The 19,618-nt window shown below is 58.7% G+C and carries 18 protein-coding genes; 8 read left to right on the top strand and 10 right to left on the bottom strand.

Annotated features, from left to right (window positions below; all coding sequences use genetic code 11):
* Entirely contained in the window at positions 1–204 is a 204-nt protein-coding gene (locus VJU77_01305) for a type II toxin-antitoxin system HicB family antitoxin (protein ID HKP01973.1), read from the bottom strand.
* 121 nt (positions 205–325) lie between these two features.
* Here VJU77_01305 and VJU77_01300 point away from each other — a divergent pair, with 121 nt between their 5' ends.
* From VJU77_01300 to VJU77_01290, 3 genes are read left to right on the top strand one after another with little or no spacing between them, the layout of a single operon-like run.
* On the top strand, positions 326–991 hold the full coding sequence (locus VJU77_01300) for a hypothetical protein (protein HKP01972.1): 666 nt from the start codon (positions 326–328) through the stop codon (positions 989–991).
* The gene (locus VJU77_01295; protein HKP01971.1) at positions 988–3,096 is read left to right on the top strand and encodes a CHASE2 domain-containing protein; all 2,109 of its coding nucleotides are present in this window, start codon (positions 988–990) and stop codon (positions 3,094–3,096) included. Before VJU77_01300 ends, VJU77_01295 begins: the two co-directional genes overlap by 4 nt.
* 48 nt (positions 3,097–3,144) lie before the next feature.
* Positions 3,145–6,351, top strand: coding sequence for a CHAT domain-containing protein (locus VJU77_01290; protein ID HKP01970.1), 3,207 nt, complete (start codon positions 3,145–3,147; stop codon positions 6,349–6,351).
* Between the two features lie 26 nt (positions 6,352–6,377).
* On the opposite strand, the gene VJU77_01285 is transcribed toward VJU77_01290, so the two are convergent.
* Positions 6,378–6,629 (bottom strand): DUF4190 domain-containing protein, encoded by a 252-nt coding sequence (locus VJU77_01285; protein HKP01969.1) that lies wholly within the window; start codon positions 6,627–6,629, stop codon positions 6,378–6,380.
* A 244-nt stretch (positions 6,630–6,873) separates the two neighbouring features.
* Here VJU77_01285 and VJU77_01280 point away from each other — a divergent pair, with 244 nt between their 5' ends.
* The gene (locus VJU77_01280) at positions 6,874–7,575 is read left to right on the top strand and encodes a hypothetical protein (protein HKP01968.1); all 702 of its coding nucleotides are present in this window, start codon (positions 6,874–6,876) and stop codon (positions 7,573–7,575) included.
* Here VJU77_01280 and VJU77_01275 read toward each other — a convergent pair.
* Positions 7,572–9,467, bottom strand: a complete 1,896-nt coding sequence (locus VJU77_01275; GenBank protein HKP01967.1) for a TRAFs-binding domain-containing protein — start codon at positions 9,465–9,467, stop codon at positions 7,572–7,574. The two genes, VJU77_01280 and VJU77_01275, sit on opposite strands and share 4 nt — an antisense overlap.
* Before the next feature lie 116 nt (positions 9,468–9,583).
* Positions 9,584–10,231, bottom strand: a complete 648-nt coding sequence (locus VJU77_01270) for a GTP-binding protein (protein ID HKP01966.1) — start codon at positions 10,229–10,231, stop codon at positions 9,584–9,586.
* 15 nt (positions 10,232–10,246) lie between these two features.
* Between VJU77_01270 and VJU77_01265 the strand changes: the two genes are divergently transcribed.
* Positions 10,247–10,420 (top strand): hypothetical protein, encoded by a 174-nt coding sequence (locus VJU77_01265; protein ID HKP01965.1) that lies wholly within the window; start codon positions 10,247–10,249, stop codon positions 10,418–10,420.
* A gap of 444 nt (positions 10,421–10,864) precedes the next feature.
* Here the strand turns inward: VJU77_01265 and VJU77_01260 are convergent, their stop codons facing one another.
* The 4 genes from VJU77_01260 to VJU77_01245 form a co-directional block, all read right to left on the bottom strand.
* Positions 10,865–11,758, bottom strand: a complete 894-nt coding sequence (locus tag VJU77_01260; GenBank protein ID HKP01964.1) for a S8 family serine peptidase — start codon at positions 11,756–11,758, stop codon at positions 10,865–10,867.
* The gene (locus VJU77_01255; GenBank protein HKP01963.1) at positions 11,743–12,369 is read right to left on the bottom strand and encodes a hypothetical protein; all 627 of its coding nucleotides are present in this window, start codon (positions 12,367–12,369) and stop codon (positions 11,743–11,745) included. The genes VJU77_01260 and VJU77_01255 overlap by 16 nt, the downstream gene beginning before the upstream one ends.
* Positions 12,366–12,599 carry a hypothetical protein gene (locus VJU77_01250; GenBank protein HKP01962.1) on the bottom strand — a complete coding sequence of 78 codons (234 nt, stop codon included), beginning with the start codon at positions 12,597–12,599 and terminating at the stop codon, positions 12,366–12,368. The genes VJU77_01255 and VJU77_01250 overlap by 4 nt, the downstream gene beginning before the upstream one ends.
* Positions 12,600–12,766: 167 nt before the next feature.
* Entirely contained in the window at positions 12,767–13,447 is a 681-nt protein-coding gene (locus VJU77_01245; GenBank protein HKP01961.1) for an RNA polymerase sigma factor, read from the bottom strand.
* A 104-nt stretch (positions 13,448–13,551) separates the two neighbouring features.
* Here VJU77_01245 and VJU77_01240 point away from each other — a divergent pair, with 104 nt between their 5' ends.
* Together VJU77_01240 and VJU77_01235 are read left to right on the top strand one after the other, a co-directional pair.
* Positions 13,552–14,436 carry a hypothetical protein gene (locus tag VJU77_01240; GenBank protein HKP01960.1) on the top strand — a complete coding sequence of 295 codons (885 nt, stop codon included), beginning with the start codon at positions 13,552–13,554 and terminating at the stop codon, positions 14,434–14,436.
* A 44-nt stretch (positions 14,437–14,480) separates the two neighbouring features.
* Positions 14,481–15,887: an amidase gene (locus VJU77_01235; GenBank protein HKP01959.1), complete on the top strand. Its 1,407-nt coding sequence runs from the start codon at positions 14,481–14,483 to the stop codon at positions 15,885–15,887.
* 45 nt (positions 15,888–15,932) lie between these two features.
* Here VJU77_01235 and VJU77_01230 read toward each other — a convergent pair whose 3' ends face one another.
* Positions 15,933–16,502, bottom strand: a complete 570-nt coding sequence (locus VJU77_01230; GenBank protein ID HKP01958.1) for a hypothetical protein — start codon at positions 16,500–16,502, stop codon at positions 15,933–15,935.
* A gap of 170 nt (positions 16,503–16,672) precedes the next feature.
* On the opposite strand from VJU77_01230, the gene VJU77_01225 reads away from it, so the two are divergent.
* Positions 16,673–17,437: a hypothetical protein gene (locus VJU77_01225; GenBank protein ID HKP01957.1), complete on the top strand. Its 765-nt coding sequence runs from the start codon at positions 16,673–16,675 to the stop codon at positions 17,435–17,437.
* 1 nt (position 17,438) lies between these two features.
* Here VJU77_01225 and asnB read toward each other — a convergent pair whose 3' ends face one another.
* Entirely contained in the window at positions 17,439–19,436 is a 1,998-nt protein-coding gene (gene asnB / locus VJU77_01220) for an asparagine synthase (glutamine-hydrolyzing) (protein HKP01956.1), read from the bottom strand.
* Positions 19,437–19,618 lie beyond the last annotated feature (182 nt).

Genomic DNA, 19,618 nt, shown 5'->3' with positions numbered 1-19,618 from the left:
TTAAACAGTCACTTCAACTTCACGAAGCGCTTCGCTGGGAGCGGTGTCCCTGATCGCAGCGAGATATTCGCGAATCGCGTCGCGGATGTTGTCCAGCGCTTCGTCTTCCGTTGCGCCTTGCGACCAGCAGCCGGGGAGGGCCGGACAATTGACGGCGTAGCCCTCCTCCGACTTGTGGAGCACGATCGGGTATCTCACGCTCATCAGGAGAGTGTAACATGAGCTCGCCCGAAGTCACTGAGCGTCTTCTTGGAGCACAGGGGAGAATTTTGATATTCTGCGTGCAATTATTCGGCGTTTTGGCGTTTATTCTGGGGCTGTGAGGATGCGTTTTCTTCTTTCCGTTTTTTCGCTGATGGCGGCGGCAAGCGTTTTTGCCGCCGTTACGGTCGATGAAGAAAAGCCGTATGGGCGGTTCTGTGTTTCCCTGTTCGAGCCGGGCCCTCCGGAGAAAGAAGAGCTTTTCCAAGTATCCGCGCCTCCCGGTTCCGGCCGGACCGTTCGCGCCTATGTCGATGCGAGCGAGAAATGCACGGTGCTCGTGGCGGCTATAACGAAGGATGGAAAACTGGCCAACGGTTGGCGGCCACAACTTTCGGAGGTCCCGGGCGACTTTGAAGAAATTCTCCTGCCGACGGGGCCGGTGAAATGGGATTGGTCCGGAGCCAGCGGGCCTTTCGATTTTTATGTCCTATTCCTCTCGGCTAATTCGAAAGAAATCGCGGAAGCAAAGAAACTGGTGGACGCGATGCAGAACCCCAAGCTGGACGAGCGTGTGCTCGCCCTGCAAACCGGCAAGCTGAAGGAGCTCATCGGGCGCATCACGAGTGAAAGAGAGAAGGTAAATCCGGCGCCGGTGAGCGAGCCGGAAGTGGGCGGCGTATTTCGCGGAACTGCTTTTCCCTGGCGCCAGTTTGCGCAGGGCGCAAATTTCGCCGCGGATCGTCCGGGAGTGCTGGTTCTTTCCAGCGAAGGCGCAGACAAAAAATGATGCCTGGCAATTCGGCCAGGAAAAAGCCCTCCGGTGAGCAGGTCTGGCTGAGATCGCCCTGGCCTCTTCTCCTCGCCCTTTGCGGCGGGGCTGCTCTCTGGATTCTGCTGGCGGGAAATCCGCTTGAAGGACTGGAGATGCGCTGGTTTGGCCAGATTCTGCGCTGGAGATACGAGCGCGGACAGGCGCCTCCGGCCGACCCGAGCATTGTTCATGTCGACGTTACGCAAGCGGACTTGCGGAAGGTGCCGACGCTGGAGTTGGAGTATCAAAATGCGGCGAACGTTATTCGACAAGCGTTTGAGATGGGGGCGAAGGTCGTGGCGTTCGACGTGGTCTTTGGCCGCGGCAACGAAGCCATGGCTGATCCGATTCTCAAGGAAGTGGAACGGATCAAAGGGCAAAACCGAGCGATCGTTTTCGCCGAGGCGCTGCTGCCGTCGCCCGAAGCCGGAAGCGAGGAACGGATCCGGTCCTTTCCGTTTCGCGAACGAGTGCTGCCGGCCGGCTTGATCAATGTGCAGGCTGACGGCGACGGCGTGTTGCGTCGTTATGATTATGCTCATCCGGCCGGCTCGGATAAGTATGAACCGTCGCTGGCGCTGGCCTGCTATCTGGCGTGGCGCGACATCGCCTGGGAGGGAGTCACTATCGTGAAGCCGGGCGCGCTGCGCTGGGAGGAGTTATCGAGCGATTTTACGACGGTTGAGCCGCGGGAGCTGAAGCTGGCGCCGATTCTGTTGAACTACCGAAGTCCCTGGACGGGGAGGGGGTCCGGGACCTTTCGCCATTACAATGTCGAGCAGCTCGACGCTCTTTATCAAACAAGTCACCCGAGCAACGCCCAACCGTTGGCGAATGCGATCGTCCTCGTCGCGTATTATGGCGCCGGGCTGGGTGATATGGGGACGACTGCGATCGCAGCAAACCAGCCGCGGGTTGTCCTTCATTCCACGGCGCTGAACGATCTTATCCAGCGTGCCTGGCTCCGGCGGACCCCAGCCTGGATCGATGCTGCTGGTGTGCTTGCCCTGATTATCCTGGGAGCGGTCGCGACCTTCTTCCGCGGCACGGTGGCCCTTCTTCTGTTTTGGATCGCGGGCGTGGCGGCCCTTTGCGCCTTGAGCGCATTCCTGATTTTGAAGTCGGGATGGGTTCCGGGGTTGATGTCCGCGAACGTCGTCTGGAGCCTGGTCACCTTTGTCGAACTTGGGCGAAGGCAAAGCCACGAGTTCATCCAGCGCCTCAAGCTTCGTTCGACCATGAGTCTCTACTTTTCCCCGCACATCATGGAGCAGGTGCTGAAGAACCCTGGATCGATGGAGCCGCAACAGGCCGAGATTACGGTTCTGCTCACCGACCTGCGCAATTCGACATCGATCGCCGAATTGCTCGGACCTGGCGGCATGTTCAAGCTTCTCAACCAGGTCTTTGAAACCCAGACGCATGCGATCCTGGCCGAGGACGGCAGCATGGAACATTTTCTCGGCGACCAGTTTCTCAGCTATTGGGGGGCTCCGAACGCGCAACCGGACGCGGCCGATCGTGCTTTTCGGGCCGCGCTTAGTCTCATCGCGGGAATGGAAGAGCTGCGGACTAATCTCGAGCCAAAGTTGAAAGCGCTGTTTGGATACGGGGTGGCTCTGCATAGCGGGACGGCGCTGATCGGGAACAAAGGTTCCGCCCAACGCCTCGATTACGGACTGGTGGGCGACCTCATCAACGCCGCGGCGCGCGTCGAATCCCTCACGAAATACTACGGCGTTCTCTTTCTCATAACGCGCGAAGCTTATGTGAAGCTATCCCATCCGCCCCAAGTCCGGGTGGTCGACCGGGCGATTGTGAAGGGAAAATCAACTCCGTTGGAATTGCTTGAAGTGAAGCATCCCCACAGCCCGGATCATTTTGATGAGACGCTTGAACGGTATAACCAGGCTTTTGTCGAATACGAACGAGGCAGTTTCCTCACCGCCGAAGGAATGTTTGCGGATTTGCGTGATAGCCGGCAGGACAAAACAAGCGCCATCATGGTCGAACGCTGCCGGGAACTGGCCAGCAATCCGCCGGCGGATTGGAACGGCATTTATCACCTCACCACAAAATAATTTTCTTCTTCTGCAAAGATGAACCAGAGCAGCGTTGTTGGTTGTGCCATGAAGAGTCTCACTCGCTTTCCGTTTATTGCCATTGTCCTCGCCATCATGGCGATCCATTGGCCGATGGACGCGCATGAGAAACCAAAGCCGGATCGCGCGACCTTGGAGGCGCAATTCAAGAAGGCCGACGCCGACCGGGCAGCGTTGCCGGAGAACACCAAGGAACGGGCCGAGGCTGACAAGAATGCGATGCAAATCGCGTCCGATATCGGATGGCTTGCCTTCGATGCCTCCAAATTCGACGAAGCCGCCACCTGGTTCGCGACCAGCGCGAAGCTCAAGGACGAGAGTCATCTCGCCGCGAAGCGGTACTGGGAGGAATATTTGCGCGTCACCGCCGTCGAGCTCGACGGAAAGGTGGACGATCAGATCAAGGACGAGAGGGCCCAGCTCGCCACGGCCGACGAGGCTAAGAAGGCGATTCTCCAGAAACTGATGCACGGCTGGGAAAAGCTCCGTTATCTCAACCGGTATAACGCGATCACGATGCTCGAGACGATCGCCCGCGACAATTATGACTCCGAGAACCTGCTGAAGTACTGCGAGCAGGAGCTGGAGATCCGACGCGCGGAAATGGCCTATCTACAGAAGGTCTCCGCCCCCAAGGACGAGCTGGATGAAAAAAATGCGCAGATCGCGACTGCGCTCGAAAGAGTGGCCAGCGCGGAAGCCGAGCTGGCGCTCTTTGAAAAGGCGGAGAAGCACGGCCTGGAGGCGCTTGCTTTGCGCCAGGCGCTCCCGGTCGAAATGGCCGAGCGCAAATTGGACGAGAGCCTGAGCTCACTCGCGCGGATGTACGCCTACAACATCGGCGATCTCAAAAAGGCGCGCGATTACTTTCAACAAACCCTCGTGAGTATTGAGTCATCCGCGGCGGTGCGGAAAAAGGCGCTCGATGAAGACAAATACTTTTCCGCCGAGCAAAAACCGAAGATGTCGAAAGAGGAGCTGGCCAAGCACGAGGAAAAGCAGGCGCAGACTCGCGACATGAAAATCGCGCTCGACGCGATGTCCCAGGCCATGGCGTTAATGAATCTCGCGGAGATCAGCCAGGAAGAAGGAGACTTGAAGACCGCTTTTTCCTTCGGGCAAAAGGCGTTCAAGGTGGCCGACGATCTTCCCAAGGGCGGTTACCTCAACCTCTTCGAACTGTTCCGCGCGCGAGTTCGCGCTCGCGTCCTGGGCGACATGGCGTCGCTCCATGCGGACAGTGGTGAGATCGATACCGCCCTGAAGGAATTGAACGAGGCGATCACGCTCAAGCGCAGCATGGGCCAGGACGAGTGGACCGCCCAATCCATTGTCCAGGCTGCCGACCTGGCCTATCAAAAAGGCGACCTGGATGGCGCCCGGCATCTTATCGAGCAAGCGCGGCAAATCTTCGCCGCCGCTCACAAAATCAATAGCGTCGTAAACGCCACCAACTTTCTCGCCGTTATCGCGCGCGACCAGGAGAAGCTGGACGAAGCAGCAAAGTACGCGGATGAAGCCGTCGTCCTGGCTCGAAAGACCAGTAATCTGGGAGCGCTCTCCGGTTCGGTCCGGACCTTTGCCTCCATTCGCCTGAAACAGAATAAGCTCGACGACGCCAAAAAGCTGATCGACGAAGCCCAGGCCGCCGATGCCAAGACCGGCTCGGTAAACGATCGGATCGGCACGCTCGGAATCAGCGGCGAGATTTTCGAAGCGCGCGGAGAGAATGATAAAGCGCTCACGGAGTATAAGGAAGCGGTCAAGCTGATCGAGAGCATCCGGGCGACAGCGGCGTCGGAAACGTCCTTTGCCGACGTGAAACGCAACTATCGCCCGTACGAGCGGATCGTCCGGGCTTTGCTCAAGCTGAACCGGGTCGACGAGGCTTTCGATTACCTTAACCGGGCGAAATCGAAGAAACTCCAGGAATCGCTGCGCCTCTCGAGCATGAAGAGCGGCGACAAAGGCCTGCAAGCTCTCCTCGACCGCGCCAACGGCCTGGAGACAAGGCTCCAGACCACAAACGCCCAGCTTCAGGCTGAGCAGAGCAAACCGGAGGCGGACCGGGACAAAGCGAAGATAGAAAATTTGAAACAGGTCGTAGCCACGACCCAGGGAGAGTTCCGGAAAGTCGTCGAGCAGATCAAGGCCTCGAACCCAAACTACGAGAAGTTCATGACGGTCAATCCGAAGGCGCTCAAGGAAACCCAGCGGAGCATCCCGGCCGGCGTGATGCTGATCCAATACGCGCCGCTGGGCGAGCAGCTCTACGTCTTTCTGGTCAGCAAGGAGAACGTCAAGATCGTCATTGCGCCGGCCAAACCGGAGGAGCTTTGGAAGAAAATCAAGACGTTGCGCAAACAGATAATTAGCGGCGAGTCCGGCGCGCCTCTGACCAAGAACCTGATGAGTCTATACGATTCCCTCATCGCTCCGATCGAATCGGACCTGGAACCGATGAAGGTCGCTGCCTTCATTCCAAATCAATTATTGTTCTATCTGCCGATGCAGGCCCTGGCAAAAAAGATGCCGGACGGCTCGACCAGATATTTTGTCGAAGACAAGCAAATCGTTTACCTGACCGCGGCTGACGTGATGAAAGTCGTGCAACTCCCCGATGAAGAAAAATCGCGCGACGGGATGGTGGCGTTTGGCAACCCGACGGGCGCCAATCTGCCAGCGGCGGAAAGCGAAGTAAAAGCCATCGCCCAGGTGTTTCCTTCAACCGAAGTTCTTTCCGGTGGCGACGTGACCAAGGTGGCGTTGAGCACCGAGCAACGGTTGAACAAACGAATCGTGCATTTCGCCACTCACGGGATCCTAAACGCGACCACTCCGTCGGAAAGCTATATCCAGCTTGCGGCCTCTCCGAACACGGAGCAATCCCATCTCACGGTCGGCGAAGTTTGGGATTTGCCATTCAAGAAAGTCACGCTCGTGACGTTGTCCGCCTGCGAGTCAGCCCTTGGTGACAAGGAACCCGATGGCGGCGAGATCACGACCCTGGCTGAAGCGTTTTCGAGCGCCGGAGCTACTACCGTCCTCGCCAGTTTGTGGAGCGTTGGCGACGAAAGCACGAAAGAACTAATGGTCGAATTCTACCGCCAGCTTGCCGCCGGCGCCTCCAAAGCAGAAGCGCTCCAGGGTGCTGAGATCAAGCTGCTCAAGAATCCCAAGTATTCGCGTCCGCTTTACTGGGCGCCCTTCATTTTGATGGGCGACTGGCGCTAGCCGCAGGCTCTTGGCGGAGTTTAGGCTCAGATATATTTCCCCAGGACAACGACCCACGTTCCCAGGATCGCCGCGCCGACGTATCCGATAACAAGACCGATCGCCGCCACAGATTTGGCGAGCGAGGTTTTGCCGGTATTTCTCGATCTGGCCAGCGCGAGGTGTCCGCAGATTATCGAAGGGACGGCGGTAAGGCCAAAGGTAAGGAGAGCAAAGATCCCCAGCGTAAATGCCCAGATGGGTAAAGCAGAGAGCTCCTCTTCCGACGATTGCGCCATTTCAGGAGAGATTTGCGATTCGATCATGGACCCGTTATGACGCGCCGGAACCGGTGGTTTGCAGGGAATGTGACGGCGCTGCACTTTCGACCCTGCCTCGTGAAGTCGCGCCGCACTCATCGGCCGCGTAGCGGCCGATCCACCAGTCTCTCTTCGCCCTCGATGGTGGATCGAGCGCTACGACGCTCGATGAGAGCGACGTCGCTGCACCTTCGACGCGAAGAAATAGCGCAATCGCCCCCTTGTGGGTTCGTCAGCGTATCTGTTAAGACAACTCATGGGCGGGGAGAAGCATTTGCAGACAGACGCCGGCAAAACCCCGCTGATCTTTGGCGTGAGTGGACACCGCGATCCTCTGCCCGCGGCCGTGCCGGAGATCCGCGCCCAACTTCAATTCATCTTCTCACGCTTTCGTGCCGCCTACCCGGACGCGCCCTTTGAATTGTTGAGTCCACTCGCCGAAGGCGCGGATCGTTTGGTCGCGGAAGTTGCCCTGGCGTGCGGGGCAAAACTCCGGGTGCCGCTGCCCCTGGCACAGAAAGAATACGAGCAAGACTTTCCCAACGCTGACTCTCTCGAGGAGTTTCGGCGAATGCTGGCGGCCGCGGAATCCAGCTGGGAAGTGCCCGGCGCCTCCGGCTCGTCCGAGGCAGGCGGCGGGCAGGTTCGCGCGGACCGTTATGCTGAGATGGGTGATTTCATCGCACGACGCAGCGACGTTCTGCTCCTTCTTTGGGATGGCCGCGAGAACAACAAGAAAGGCGGCACGGCGTGGGTCCGGAAGCGGCGTGAACATTGGGTTGGAACGAAAACTGAGCGAGCCCACGAAATCGATCCTTCGCGCTACGGCCGAACCATTCAGATTGTGACGCCGCGCACGACGACGGAAGCCGTGAGCGGAACCCGGCAACGCGTGGAAATAATCGGCGATTTGCCGCCGGGCTAATCGGTCGTGCGTTCCAGGCTATAGATCCGGAACAACCCGTAACTCTTGGCCAGGGCGGTGGTGCCGACGAGGTCGCAGGTGAAGCCTTTCGATTGATCGGCGGCCGCCAGCGCCGCGAATTCTTCGCTCGTGAACACTTCGCCTTCGTGGGTGATCGGCTCGATCCGCGCCGCGCGGCTGACATGGGCGCCGGTAAAGTTAATCTGGCGGACGACGGGATCGAAGTTCACGTAAACAGGGCCGGCGTGAAGGGCAATGCGAATGCTCAGATTTTTCGGCAGTCCCAAATCGACCCAATTGGTTTTGGTGACGAGATCTCGAAGGTCGAGGGCGAAACGACCGGCATCTTCAACCCCATTGAAGGCGAAGTAGAGGCCATCGCCCCAGGTGTTGACATTTATCGGCGCCGCCGGGCTGTCCGCCATGAGCCGTGAGACTCTTTGGTTGAATTGCGCGACATACCTTGGAATCACGGTCTCGGGCAGCTTACTGTAGCCGACTACATCGGCGAACATGATCGCCTTGATCTCCTGCCGTCCCGAGGCGCGCACCCAGACTTCAAATTCGTCATCGTGATCGGCGGCGTCGGTCTCGAAGGTCTCGGTGCTGTTCAGCATCGACGGCGGTTGGGTAGCTATCGGGACAACCTTTACGGGCACCCGATGGTTGCGCCAGTAACGAACAAACGAGCCGGTTCCGCCGGGAGCTCCCGCGAATCCATCCCACACCGCGAGCGGAGTGATTTCCAAATCGAGGGATCGTGCGAAAACTCGAGCCAGGCCGTTCATGGCGAGATTGCAGTACTCAAACCCGGTCGCACTGCCCGGCATGTAGAGTTCTCCCAGGACCCGGATCGAAGCCGCCTTGGCCAGGACCTTTTCGAATCGCTCCGACCAGTCGCCCCCCGCTATTTCAACACTCGTTTTAACAAACTCTTCCGCCGGCCAGGGCAGGACGAGATGGATCGTGCCACCGCGCGCCAGCATCGCTTCGAGGAAAAGAATGTCCGAGCCGGAAGCCGCGCTCGAGAATCCTATGCCCGCATTCATGGAGGCGAGCTGCTTTTCAAGGAGCTGTTTGACCTCGGCTTCCTTTGCCTGCGGAAACCGGGGCGTGCGCCTGTCGGGCGCGTCAACCATGTGGCCGGAAAAAACGACCAGCTTCGGAATGGGAAAACAATCATCGAAAGCGTCCGCCCGGTCGTAGAGATGCCGCGAGAGAACCCGCGCTTGTTTTCTGGTGGAAGAAAAGGCCCGCAGATTGTCGCTCTCCGCGGCGACGGCTGCCTTATACGCCTCCCTCGCGCCTTTTTCGTCGCCCAGGACAACCAAAGCTTCGGCCACGGTGGCGTGCTTCCAATAGTCGTCCGGTTGTTCCCGGCAAATCTCCAGGACAGTCCTGGCTATCCGGTTGGCTTTATCCGTTTCCTTCAGGAGGAAAGCGATCGTGGCCGCATTTATTCCCGGGTACGACTCGGCAGGTTGCACCTCGAAGGCGCGATTGTAGCAATCGAACGATTGTCTGAGGTACTGCTCGTTGGCGGGATTGGCGCACCATTGGTCTTTGTAGGTTCGGCCGAGAATGCTCAGCGTCTCCCGATTTTGTGGGTCCTTGGCGACCAGCGCGTTGAGAATAGCCTGGGCGCGGGCGGAGGAGCCCATTTGGGCAAGAGACAGGGCCATTCGTTGTTCGAGCCAGTCGTCTCCCGGATGAACCTCCAGGGCCGCGCGAACCGCGTCGTAGGCGGCGAGAAATTCACCGGCGGAAAGAGCGCGCTTCACGAACGCGTGGACCGCCTGGATATCCTCGATCCAGTCCGTTCGTCGCCGCCACAGTTCGTGAAGGGCAACGGTGGCGCTGGGCGCGTTCTTAACTTCAGGCAGGTCCGACACGAGGTTTTCGAGCAGTGCGCCTCACCGGGGAGACGGCTGCGATGCAATTAACCGATCGCTAATGGGCTGACCAGCAATTTCTCCACGATCAAGGCCGGCCAACCGACCGGTGATCGTCAATGATGGCTGTGCTCGTCCTCGTCCTCGTGCTCGTGCTCGTGCTCATGCTCATGCTCATGCTCATGCTCGTGATCGTGTTCGTGGTCGCACTCCTCGCCGTGATCATGATGATGGTGGTGATGCGATGACCAGGAGGGGAAAGGATCGACGAGTTCGTGCCAGCTCTCCGTTCCCGCCGCCAATTCCGCCTCCGTCAGGAGACAGGAGTCGAGTTGCGTTCGTAATGAATCCGCGTCGAGCCCAACTCCCATGAAGGCGATTGCCTGGCGGCGATCGCCGAATGGTTCCCTCCATTCCTTTCGGGTGCGGGCCGGCATCTGGAATTCCCGGGCATGATTGTCACGAGCGGCCCACCATTGGCCGGCGGAAGCGTAATGAGACTCGGTGCCGGCCAGGTTAAGTCCACCCACAAGGTCCATCCGACTCGCGAGCCAGAAGAACCCTTTCGCGCGAAAAACTCCCGGGAAACTTCCTTGAACAAGATTCCAGAATCTCTCGGGATGAAACGGCTTCCGAGCATGGTAAGCAAACGCCCGGACCTCCCCGCGCGCTTCATCAGCAGAATCTGACTCGATGAGCCTTCGCCATCCCGCACCGTCCAGGGCCGCGGCGAAATCAAAAACATCGCCAGCGCCTTTGAGCACTCGTTCCAGATTGGGTTGGGAAGGCTCAAATACCTGAGCGCCTGGATTGAGGACCGTTACGATTTCTCGGGCGAGCCTGAAGGCCGGATCATCGTCAGCGCCGTCGAGGAAAGCGATGCTGGCAAACTCCAGCTGCTCGGCGATGAAGCAGGGCGAGACAGAATCCGGGGTGTCCCGTCGATGGATTAACGCATCGAGCAAATCATCCGGAGCGATGGCAAAAACAGTCGCGGCTAAGTTCGTTGCCTCGGATAAAGAGTGAGCTGGCTCCGCCTGCGGTAGAAAGAGGGAGGCAAAAGCTACTGCCGGAGTGTCGGCGTCGCATTCAATCAGCAAATGATCGACCCCGTTTCTGGCAGCGACTTCCCTGATCTGCTTTGCTATTCGCTCCGGACCATGACCCTCTTCCGCGCGCGGGAGGGCCAGCTCTTCAACGAACAGGCTGGTTGACCCTGAATTGGACGCCGGACTTTCACCTTGTTTCGGGGATGCGAGTAATCCCCATCGAACGTTTGTCTCAGCTTTCGCCAACCGTCTCAACAATTCGGGCCCCGCAGGCCCGGACATAATCGATACCGAAAGAAGCGATTTTCCCATCAGTAAGAGGAACGGACCCGGGTGCGTTCCGAGTGTTTAGCTTGATGGAGGAGGCTTGCCGGCCCGGGCCGCCTGAGGGGGAGGTTTGCCAGCCTTGGCACCGCCCGCCGCGGGAGTGGCGCCTGAGACAACGTTAGGCGCCATGACATCGCTGCGCCACGGAAGCGCGAGACGATGGAGGATCGACTTGGCCTCGAGAGGCGCAAGGTTCGGCATTTCCGAAATCAGCCGCGCGACCAGGCCGCTCATGATCGGCGCGGCAAAACTGCTGCCAGTCACTTCCTTCGACGAGTGGTTGTTCCAGGGCAGAGTCACATCCACCCCGCGCGCGGCGAATTCGACGAGATGGCCCGGCTTATAGAAGAAAGTGTGATCCTCATCGAAGCGAGCCATGTTCACGGTCACCACACTTGGAAAGTAACCGGGCCATTCCGGCGTGGTGAAATCGTAATTGTTACAGGCGGAAATAATGTGGATCCCCTTGAGATAGGCTTCGTCGATCCATTCCTTGTATTGAAAAATGTGTTCCGCCAAGCCACAGCCGAAACTGCAATTCAAAACGCGATACCCGTGATCGATTGCCTGCCGGACGCCTTCGCGAATAATTACCGTGCGAGAACCGAGATTCGCCCCGAGAACGCGGAAGCTCCCGATCTCGGCATCCGGGGCGATGCGTTTGATCACGCTTGTCACCGCGGTGCCGTGCCCGAAGACATCCACGCCATCGCCGGGTTTCACTTCGATTTGAACGCCCGCGTCCACGACCTGGAGATCGTGGAGCAGGGTAAGGCCGGCCAGGGCCGGATGGTCAATTTCAACTCCGGAGTCGATCACCGCCACGCGCACGCCTTTGCCGGTGCCTTTTGCCAGGGCACGCCGCGCTTCCTCCAGACGGAAGGGACTTGGATCTGGGGTTAGAGGCGGTTCCATCCTACAGCAGTGCCGAGAAGCCGATAGTCTATCAAGTCTCTGACCACCGCCGCGATCGTTTGGATGGCGTTGAGCTCGGGCGGTCCAAAGCCGGCTGGAGTCTCTCCCGTTGCGGACGCCTCACCTTCCTTGATCACCACGTCGAGAAGCTGCACGCAGGATATTACTCCACGCACTTCATTGAGGAAATAGAATGGCACGGCGACCATCGCGTAGGTGGTCTTTTGCAATTTGTTGTCGAGCAGGGCGCTATGTTTGGCGTTCTTATAGACCTGGTTCTCGACGAAAGCATGCTCGCTGGCGACGACCAGGCTAATGATGCCCTTGCTGGTTGGCTGCTTGAACCCCATGATCTTATCCGAGTTCGGCCCGCTATTGTAAGCGACCACCAGATTTTCCTTCTCCGGGTCCAGCAGCCAAATGCTGCCTTCGTCGGCCGAGATTCGCGCAAAGGTCTCCTGCAGAATCTTGAGCAGCATCTCGTCGCAGATGCTCAGGAAATTATCCGGCGTGACCGCAGCGCCGAGCTTGGAGAGATGTTCCTGGAGGGCGGGCCGCAGAGGAACGAAGCGGGGCTCGGGCAGAAAATTGGCGCGAGTGGCAGGCTTCATTCCGGAGGTTGCCTGAGCGCCTTGGTTTCAGCGACCAAGGCCGGAATCAAATGCGGTTTTTCCTGAAGCAGTTTTTTCATTTCGGTCCGCTCTTCCTCGGTGCACTTCCCGCTGACAAATCTGGCAATTCTCTCTTGAAGCTCTCCTGTAATCGGGGGCGCCGAGCGCCCGGCAACTTCCTGGACGTCGCCGTCGAAGAACTCCAACAGAATTTTGAAATCATCATTCACAGGCAAAGAGCGGTCAAAACAAAATAAGTTTGGAAAAACGTGTCAGTTCATATTGGGAGCCCACGAGCGGGAGCGGCGCGATGAGATTCATCCGGCGGCATCCCGTTGTTTTAGCTCTCCTTTAAGACTCATCAGGCGGCGCATTTTGCGAAATTATCTTTCCGTCGCTAAAAAACATCCGAAGAGCTCGCGCAAAGCTCCACAAAATCCTCCCAGCGCAGCTCCAGCCATGGATCCACCTTTTTCGTTTCAGCGAGGATAATGCGCGCCACGTTCTGGCGAGTGACATCCAGGGTGCGGCTAATCTTTGATTCATGCCATCCCCACATGCGGGCCAGCTCGCGCTGGCTCACCTGATGGAGATGGACCAGCTTCAACATGAGGACGGCTTCCGGTTCCTGTTTCGCAAAAGCGGACTGAATCGCCTGGCGAAGCAGCTGAAGAAGATGCTTTTCACTAGTCGGCTTTTCCGGCTGCGGTCTGCGGTCAAAGAAGTCCTCGGGCGATTCTGGCGTCGCGGCCGGAACCTCGACTCGAAAGCTCTGTCGTCGTTTCAGATCGACCAGACGGTGAGTAGCGACCGTGAGAAGCCACGATTCCAACGCGCAACGACCCTGGTATTTGTTCAGCAGCGTCGGGCGATTCTCGCGCGCCGCAAAGCAATCGGTCCAAAGGTCGGCCACCAGATCTTCCGCTTCCGTTTGGGTGGCTCCTCGAGAGCGCAGGACTCCGACCAGCTTTCCGTGGTAGCGCCGGCGCAACTCCGCGGCCGCGGAAGCGTCAATCGCCAGGACGCGCTGGACAAAAGCGAGATCCTCCTCGTGACGCGAAACAGCTTCGACCGGCATAAAGGAAAAAGAGGATGGGGGCGGGCGTCTGGAACGTCAATAATTTTACCGGTCGTTTAAGTAAGCTCTTCCAATCAAATTGTTTGCTTGGTAATTTCGACGGCGTGCACTTTAGAATCATCCTTTTTCTTGGGCTTGTCCTGATACCGCGGTTCGCCTTCGCCCAACGCGATGTCGATTTTTCGCGCTACGATGTGCCGCTCTACAAGCAGATCGTAGATCGAATCAAGGGCACAATCGCTCCGCGGCTCGGCGAAGGCACGCTGACGAGCGAGCGCTATTTCATGATTCCGTTCGCCTACCAGGACGACGGAAATCACCCCGAATTCTCGCATTCCTTCATCACCGTCATTCGAGTGTTCGCGGACGACAAACAACCCAAGGAAACCGAGGGCCTGGTTCAGGGAAAATACAAGAATCGCGAATTTGAGGCCTTCACCATCAGCTGGCTCCCGGCTGATTTTCTCGAGAATCCCAACCTATGCGTCTTTAAAGGTCCGGGCGCCCGGTTGTTCGCCTCGAAAAATCAATGTCCGATCTCGGAGGGCCGAAACTTTAATCTCGAAGACACGATCAAACTCGCGGTGGGCGCGAAGAATGCGGTCGCGATGTGGGGCCCGTACGAAATTCGGAAGCCGGGTTTCGATCTGGGGGTTAAACGCAAGGAGTTGCTCGAAAGCGGAACCATCCAATACCGCGCTGACGATCGGATGTATCAAAAAGATAAAGTCGCCATCAGTTGCTTTCACGCCATGGCCGGTTTGGACGAGATTTTTCCAAAGGGCGGTTTTTTGGGAACTGGTCTCAAGATGTGGGGATTCAATGGGACTGCTCGCGTCCTGATCGAATACAGCACGAAGCCCCGCTACAAGGGCCTGCTTCTCGAGCCGGTCGACGAAAAGAAGGACCGGAAGGTCTTTGTTTATGCGCCCGCCGTGGGCCAGGTGCCGTATAATCCGGGCAAAATCGCCAGCGCCTATCACCAATAGCGCCGTGGCTGGCGGCCGTTGTTGGCTAGCGCTCCGAATCCGTTGTGGCGCGCCCGAACGGCGTGCTGTTTAGTGCGCGCATCATGGTCCGAGAATTCAGTCCTTTTCTTAGAATTACCGCGGTCTTCCTGGCGAGCTGGCTGAGCGGATGTTCGGCGGTGCCGCTGTTTACCCACCACCTCCCTGGCGATCGCGCCTTTATCAAGCGGTTCCCGGCCGATGCGAATGACAAACGTCTGCGGCTGGCGATCAAGGACAACATCGACATGCAGGGAGTCGTGACGACTGCCGGCTCGAATTTTTTTGCTTCAACCCACGCGCCCGCGAAAGCGGATGCGGCCTGCCTGGCCATCGCACACCGGCGCAATGTTCAGATTGTTGGGAAGACGAACATGACCGAATTCGCGGTAGCGCCTTCCGGCATGAATGAATATTACGGGACCCCCAGGAATCCGATGAGGCGGATCCTGATTCCCGGTGGATCCTCGTCGGGAAGTGCTGTCGCAGTGGCGAACGGGGAGGCTGACGTAGCCTTCGGGACCGATACCGCAGGATCGATCCGGGTCCCGGCCGCTTGCTGCGGCGTCGTCGGTCTGAAAACGACGTTCGGTCTGATTTCAATCAAGGGCATCTATCCGGTGGAGCCCAAACACCTGGATACGGTCGGCCCAATGGGAAAGGATATCGCTCGCACCGTGCAGGGAATGGACCTTCTCCAGGACGGGTTTTCCGGCCGATATGCATCTGCCAAAGCGGCCAGGCCAACCGGCAGCAGCATCCGGGTTGGACGCCTGAAGCTGCAAGGAACTGATCCCGAGATCGACAAGGCAATTGACGAAGCATTGGCCAAGGCCGGATTCCAGATCGTGCAACTGGACGATCAGTTCCGCCAGAAATGGGACGCGGCGAAGGCCGACGGCAACACCGTTGCCGCGGGCGGTGCCGGATCGACCAATGCGGGGCTTCTCCTGGCGCCCGGAGTATCGGCTCGAACGAAGAACATCATCACGGCTGGCCAACTCACGAACACCTCTGCGGCGTTAAGGAGGCGGAGCGCATGGCAGCAAACGCTGGATAACGTTTTCCAGAAGGTCGATATCGTCGCCCTACCCACCCTTCAAAAAGCGCCGCCGCTGCTTCCCTTGCTCAACCTGGGTATAGGCGTTCTCGACGCGCGTGTCCTTCAGCTCCAGAACACCGTCGCCGTGAATTTCGCCGGCAACCCGGCCCTCGCGATGCCGATTCCGGCCACCCACCGATTCCGCGTTCCGCTTACCAGTTTGCAACTGGTCGGTCCGCGGTTATCCGAAGCGCAGCTCTTGAATGCAGGGAGAATTGTGGAAGAAGCGGTGAATGGACGCGAGGCGGTGATAGGGTCGAGAGGCACGGGCGAAAGTACGGCGGTCAAGAATGCGCCGCCTGGGACGACGAAGAAAAACCCGCGGGGGTAAATCCGCGGGTTTCTAGACTGTCAAAATCCGCGAACGAAACGGCGACTAATCGTCGTCATCATCATCGAGCTTATCCTTGGCCTTCTCCAAGGCGTCTTTCTTGCGCTCGATCTCATCTTTCATTTCCTCCTTGCGCTCTTTGCGAGCCTCTTTAACCGCGTGTTTTTCCTCACGCGTCAGGGGAGCTGTCGTCGTTGTCGTCGTCGTGGTGGTTTGCTTTTCACTCACTGCCGGCGCGGTGGTGGTCACCGGGACAGTTGTCGTCACCGGAGCAGTCACAGCGACGGGTTTACGGACCACGATCCGCGAGGCGACCAGGCGCTCCCCTGAGCCACTGTAATCGACGGCGAGCTGGCTACCGGGCGAAATCCGTTCGATTGCCACCGGCGCGCCGGCTTCATCCACAATCGTCGTTTGCTTGGTAACGGTGTAGCGCAACGGAGTCGAATTGGTTTCGGTTCTAACCACGACGGTCTGCGAATTGGGCACGTATTCTGTGAAAGCGCCGTTCGATGTCGTCACAGTCGTGGTCGTCTGCGCGAAGGCCCCGGGCGACGCGAGGCAAAGTCCAATGGCGAGCAAAGCCGCGCCAATTTTCGTAATGTTTGTCTTCATACAGGTGATTCGTGGGCGGGCCGGTGGCTGGCCCCGTCCGGCCAGGAATTTGGAATTGAACATTGCGCCTCGATGTACCGTCTGAATAAGAGCGCTCCCGATCGAATACCGGCCAAGAATTCGCGCACAAACGAATCTCAAGAGCGTCTACTGTTGCTGCAGGTACTTTGATGAAGTCTCTAATCCACCGCATTCTGGCCGTTGTTTTCGTGCTCTTATTGGTCAAGATCGCTTCCGCCGCGGAATCGGCCGACAGCCTGATCGACAAAGGCAGGGTGTTCGACCGAAAATTCCAGGCGAGCGAGGCGTTGCCGCTCTATCTGGCGGCCGAAAAGCTGGAACCGAAGAATCCGGACCTGCTCGTCCGGATTGCCCGGCAATATCGCTATCTGATGACAGACGCGGAGGATACCAAGGAAAAACTGCGACTTGGGCACCTCGCGCTCGATTATTCCGAGCGAGCCGCGGCCTGCGGACCAAAGGACTGCGACGCGCAGCTCGCGCCCGCGATCACCCTCGGAAAAATGCTGCCGTTCCTGCCCACCAAAGAACAAGTCTCTGCCTCTCCCCGCATCAAGGATTCGGTAGACAAGGCGCTGGCGATCGATCCGCGCAACGACAACGCCTGGCATATTCTCGGCCGATGGAACCGTGTCCTGGCGGAGATCAGCGGAGCAAAGCGATTTCTGGCCGGACTGGTTTACGGCCAGCTGCCGAAGGGCTCATTCGAGGAAGCCGAGCGAGACATGAAAAAAGCGATCGAGCTTAATCCCAAACGGCTCATGCACTACATCGAGCTCGGGCGGATTTACGGCCAAATGGGCAGAAAAGACGAAGCGCGGGAATTGATCAACAAAGGCCTCGGAATGCCCGACGCCGAGAAAGACGATCCCGAAACAAAACAACGCGCGCGGGAGACCCTGGCGAAACTCTAGGTCACGCGCCGGCTTCGACCGCCGCAGGCGTTGGCACCGCGGACCACTGCGGCAAATCCGCCAGCCCGCCGCCCATGAAGAGATGGTGCCAGAGTTGCGTCCCCGCGACCGCCATCAGACCCATCTCAACCGAAAGGCGCGGCAGCGAACCGGCCCGCATTTTGCGGAAGTCGGTCCGCCAGCGAGCCACGGCGGCGGGATCGAAATAGCCGGTCTTACGCAGCGATTCCTCGCTCAATAGCTGCGCGACAAACGGCGGCTCCGGTTCCATATGAAAGCTGTCCAGAGGCGCCCGGAAGATCACCTTGTGGCGGCGTGCCACCGATTTCGGCACCCAACGTTCCGCCAACAGACGCAGCAGGTGTTTGTCCCGGAACCCGCGCAGCCGCCAGCTTGGGTGCAGCTTCGCCAGAAAATCGAAGACGTCTTCGTCGAGGAACGGGTAGCGCACTTCGACGGAAGAATGCATTGCGACGCGGTCGCCCTTGGCCTGGAGGAGGTGCCCGGCCAAAAGGACACGGGCGGCAACCCAGACCCCGCGATGAAGCGGCGCCCATCGCTTGGCGCGCTCCAGCGGGAAATTTAATTCAGTCCACGGATTCGTCGGGCCGATCGCTTCGTGCATTGAGTCGCTGTAGAACCGTAACTTCGAAATCGCGAGCATTCCGTAGGCGTCGATCCAGGCGTTCTGTCCACCGACGGAATTCTCAACTTCGCGTCGCCAGGCGTTGGGAAAATGAGGGACCTTGTTCAGGCGGAGATAGGCATTGCGGGCGGCATGACTAAGCCCAAGACCGGGAATCAGGTCGAGATACCCCAGGAGCTTCGCCGCCTTGTACCAGGGATAGCCGACCAGCCATTCGTCCGCACCTTCGCCGGTGAGCACAACTTTTTGTCCGCAACTGTGGACTCGTCCGGAGAGCTGGAGAAGGGCGGCGCAGGCGGTGTCGATCACCGGTGCCTCGGCGGCGGTGATCAATTTTGGATAAGTTGCCAGCGCGTCTTCGTCGCGAAAATCCTGGACGATCGGCGGCTTGGCGCCGATGTGCCGCGCCGAAAGGCTGGCCGCATCGAGCTCATCGAGCTCGGGTTCATGCACGCGGACGGTGTAGGTATTGATGGCCGGCCCTTTAAGATGGCAGGCCAGCGCCACGATCATGCTTGAATCGACGCCGCCGGAAAGATAGGCGCCCACTGGAACATCCGCTCGCAATCGCTCCTCGACCGCCTGGAGCAAGATCCTCTCGAATTCGTCCACAAGTCGCTTCGGATCGTCCCCCCGTTCCTCCGAACCCTGATCCGGAAAATCCATCTCCCAAAACGCCCGCTCTTCCACCACCGGACCCGCGCCGTTCCCGTTGGCGGGAGTAATCCTCAGGCAATGCCCGGCGGTGAGAAGTTGGACGCCCTCGAAACAGGTTCGCGGACCGGGCACCGCTGAAAAGGTGAAGACGTGATCGATCCCGCGCCGATCGGGCCGGGCCGGGACCATGCCGGAAGCGAGCAATCCCTTGATTTCGGATGCGAAAAGAAGCCAGTCGTCCTGCCGCGACCAGAAAAGCGGCGCGATGCCGAAACGATCGCGTCCGATTTGGAGCTGCCGTCGTTTCTCATCCCAGAGCGCGATGGCGAATTGCCCCCGCAGGTGTTCCCACATGTGATCCCCGTAATCTTCCCACGAGTGGGGGATGATTTCGGTATCGCAATGAGTGACGAACCGGTGTCCGCGCGCCCTGAGCTCGTCCCGCCGTTCGACGTAATCGAACAGCTCCCCGTTAAAAACAACCGTGACGCTCCGGTCTTCATTGAAGATCGGCTGCTGGCCGTCCGCCAACCCGACGATGCTCAGCCGACGCGATGCCAGGCCGAGTCCCGGCCGAATGAGGAAGCCCTCCTCATCGGGCCCGCGATGCAACAGCGCCCGGGACATCCGTTGAATGCTTCCCTCGGGCACGGGACGCTGGCCCGCCAGATCGATCATTCCCGCAATGCCGCACATAATGTTCTCTTAATTCGAAGTTCCCCGGCCCGATAATCGTTTTTTCGCTGTCGGGCCGAATAATTAATGGAATTTTCCTGTCTACAGGTTAACTCAATAGCCGCGTGAGGATCGGCTGCCAGTGCCACCGGCCTCGTGGCCGGGCTCCAGAACATTTCTCGCTCGTTGCCATAGAAAATAGG

The sequence above is a fragment of the Chthoniobacterales bacterium genome (assembly GCA_035274845.1).
In the GTDB taxonomy this organism is placed as follows: Bacteria; Verrucomicrobiota; Verrucomicrobiia; order Chthoniobacterales; family UBA10450; genus AV80.
Note: the sequence above shows the minus strand (reverse complement) of the source record. Positions and strands in the feature narration are given on the sequence as shown.

What these genes read in the sequence shown, in the direction of transcription:
- VJU77_01305 (HKP01973.1), bottom strand. Translation starts at nt 204, where the DNA reads ATGAGCGTGAGATACCCGATCGTGCTCCACAAGTCGGAGGAGGGCTAC.
- VJU77_01300 (HKP01972.1), top strand. Translation starts at nt 326, where the DNA reads ATGCGTTTTCTTCTTTCCGTTTTTTCGCTGATGGCGGCGGCAAGCGTT.
- VJU77_01295 (HKP01971.1), top strand. Translation starts at nt 988, where the DNA reads ATGATGCCTGGCAATTCGGCCAGGAAAAAGCCCTCCGGTGAGCAGGTC.
- VJU77_01290 (HKP01970.1), top strand. Translation starts at nt 3,145, where the DNA reads ATGAAGAGTCTCACTCGCTTTCCGTTTATTGCCATTGTCCTCGCCATC.
- VJU77_01285 (HKP01969.1), bottom strand. Translation starts at nt 6,629, where the DNA reads ATGGCGCAATCGTCGGAAGAGGAGCTCTCTGCTTTACCCATCTGGGCA.
- VJU77_01260 (HKP01964.1), bottom strand. Translation starts at nt 11,758, where the DNA reads ATGGAACCGCCTCTAACCCCAGATCCAAGTCCCTTCCGTCTGGAGGAA.
- VJU77_01255 (HKP01963.1), bottom strand. Translation starts at nt 12,369, where the DNA reads ATGAAGCCTGCCACTCGCGCCAATTTTCTGCCCGAGCCCCGCTTCGTT.
- VJU77_01245 (HKP01961.1), bottom strand. Translation starts at nt 13,447, where the DNA reads ATGCCGGTCGAAGCTGTTTCGCGTCACGAGGAGGATCTCGCTTTTGTC.
- VJU77_01230 (HKP01958.1), bottom strand. Translation starts at nt 16,502, where the DNA reads ATGAAGACAAACATTACGAAAATTGGCGCGGCTTTGCTCGCCATTGGA.
- VJU77_01225 (HKP01957.1), top strand. Translation starts at nt 16,673, where the DNA reads ATGAAGTCTCTAATCCACCGCATTCTGGCCGTTGTTTTCGTGCTCTTA.
- asnB (HKP01956.1), bottom strand. Translation starts at nt 19,436, where the DNA reads ATGTGCGGCATTGCGGGAATGATCGATCTGGCGGGCCAGCGTCCCGTG.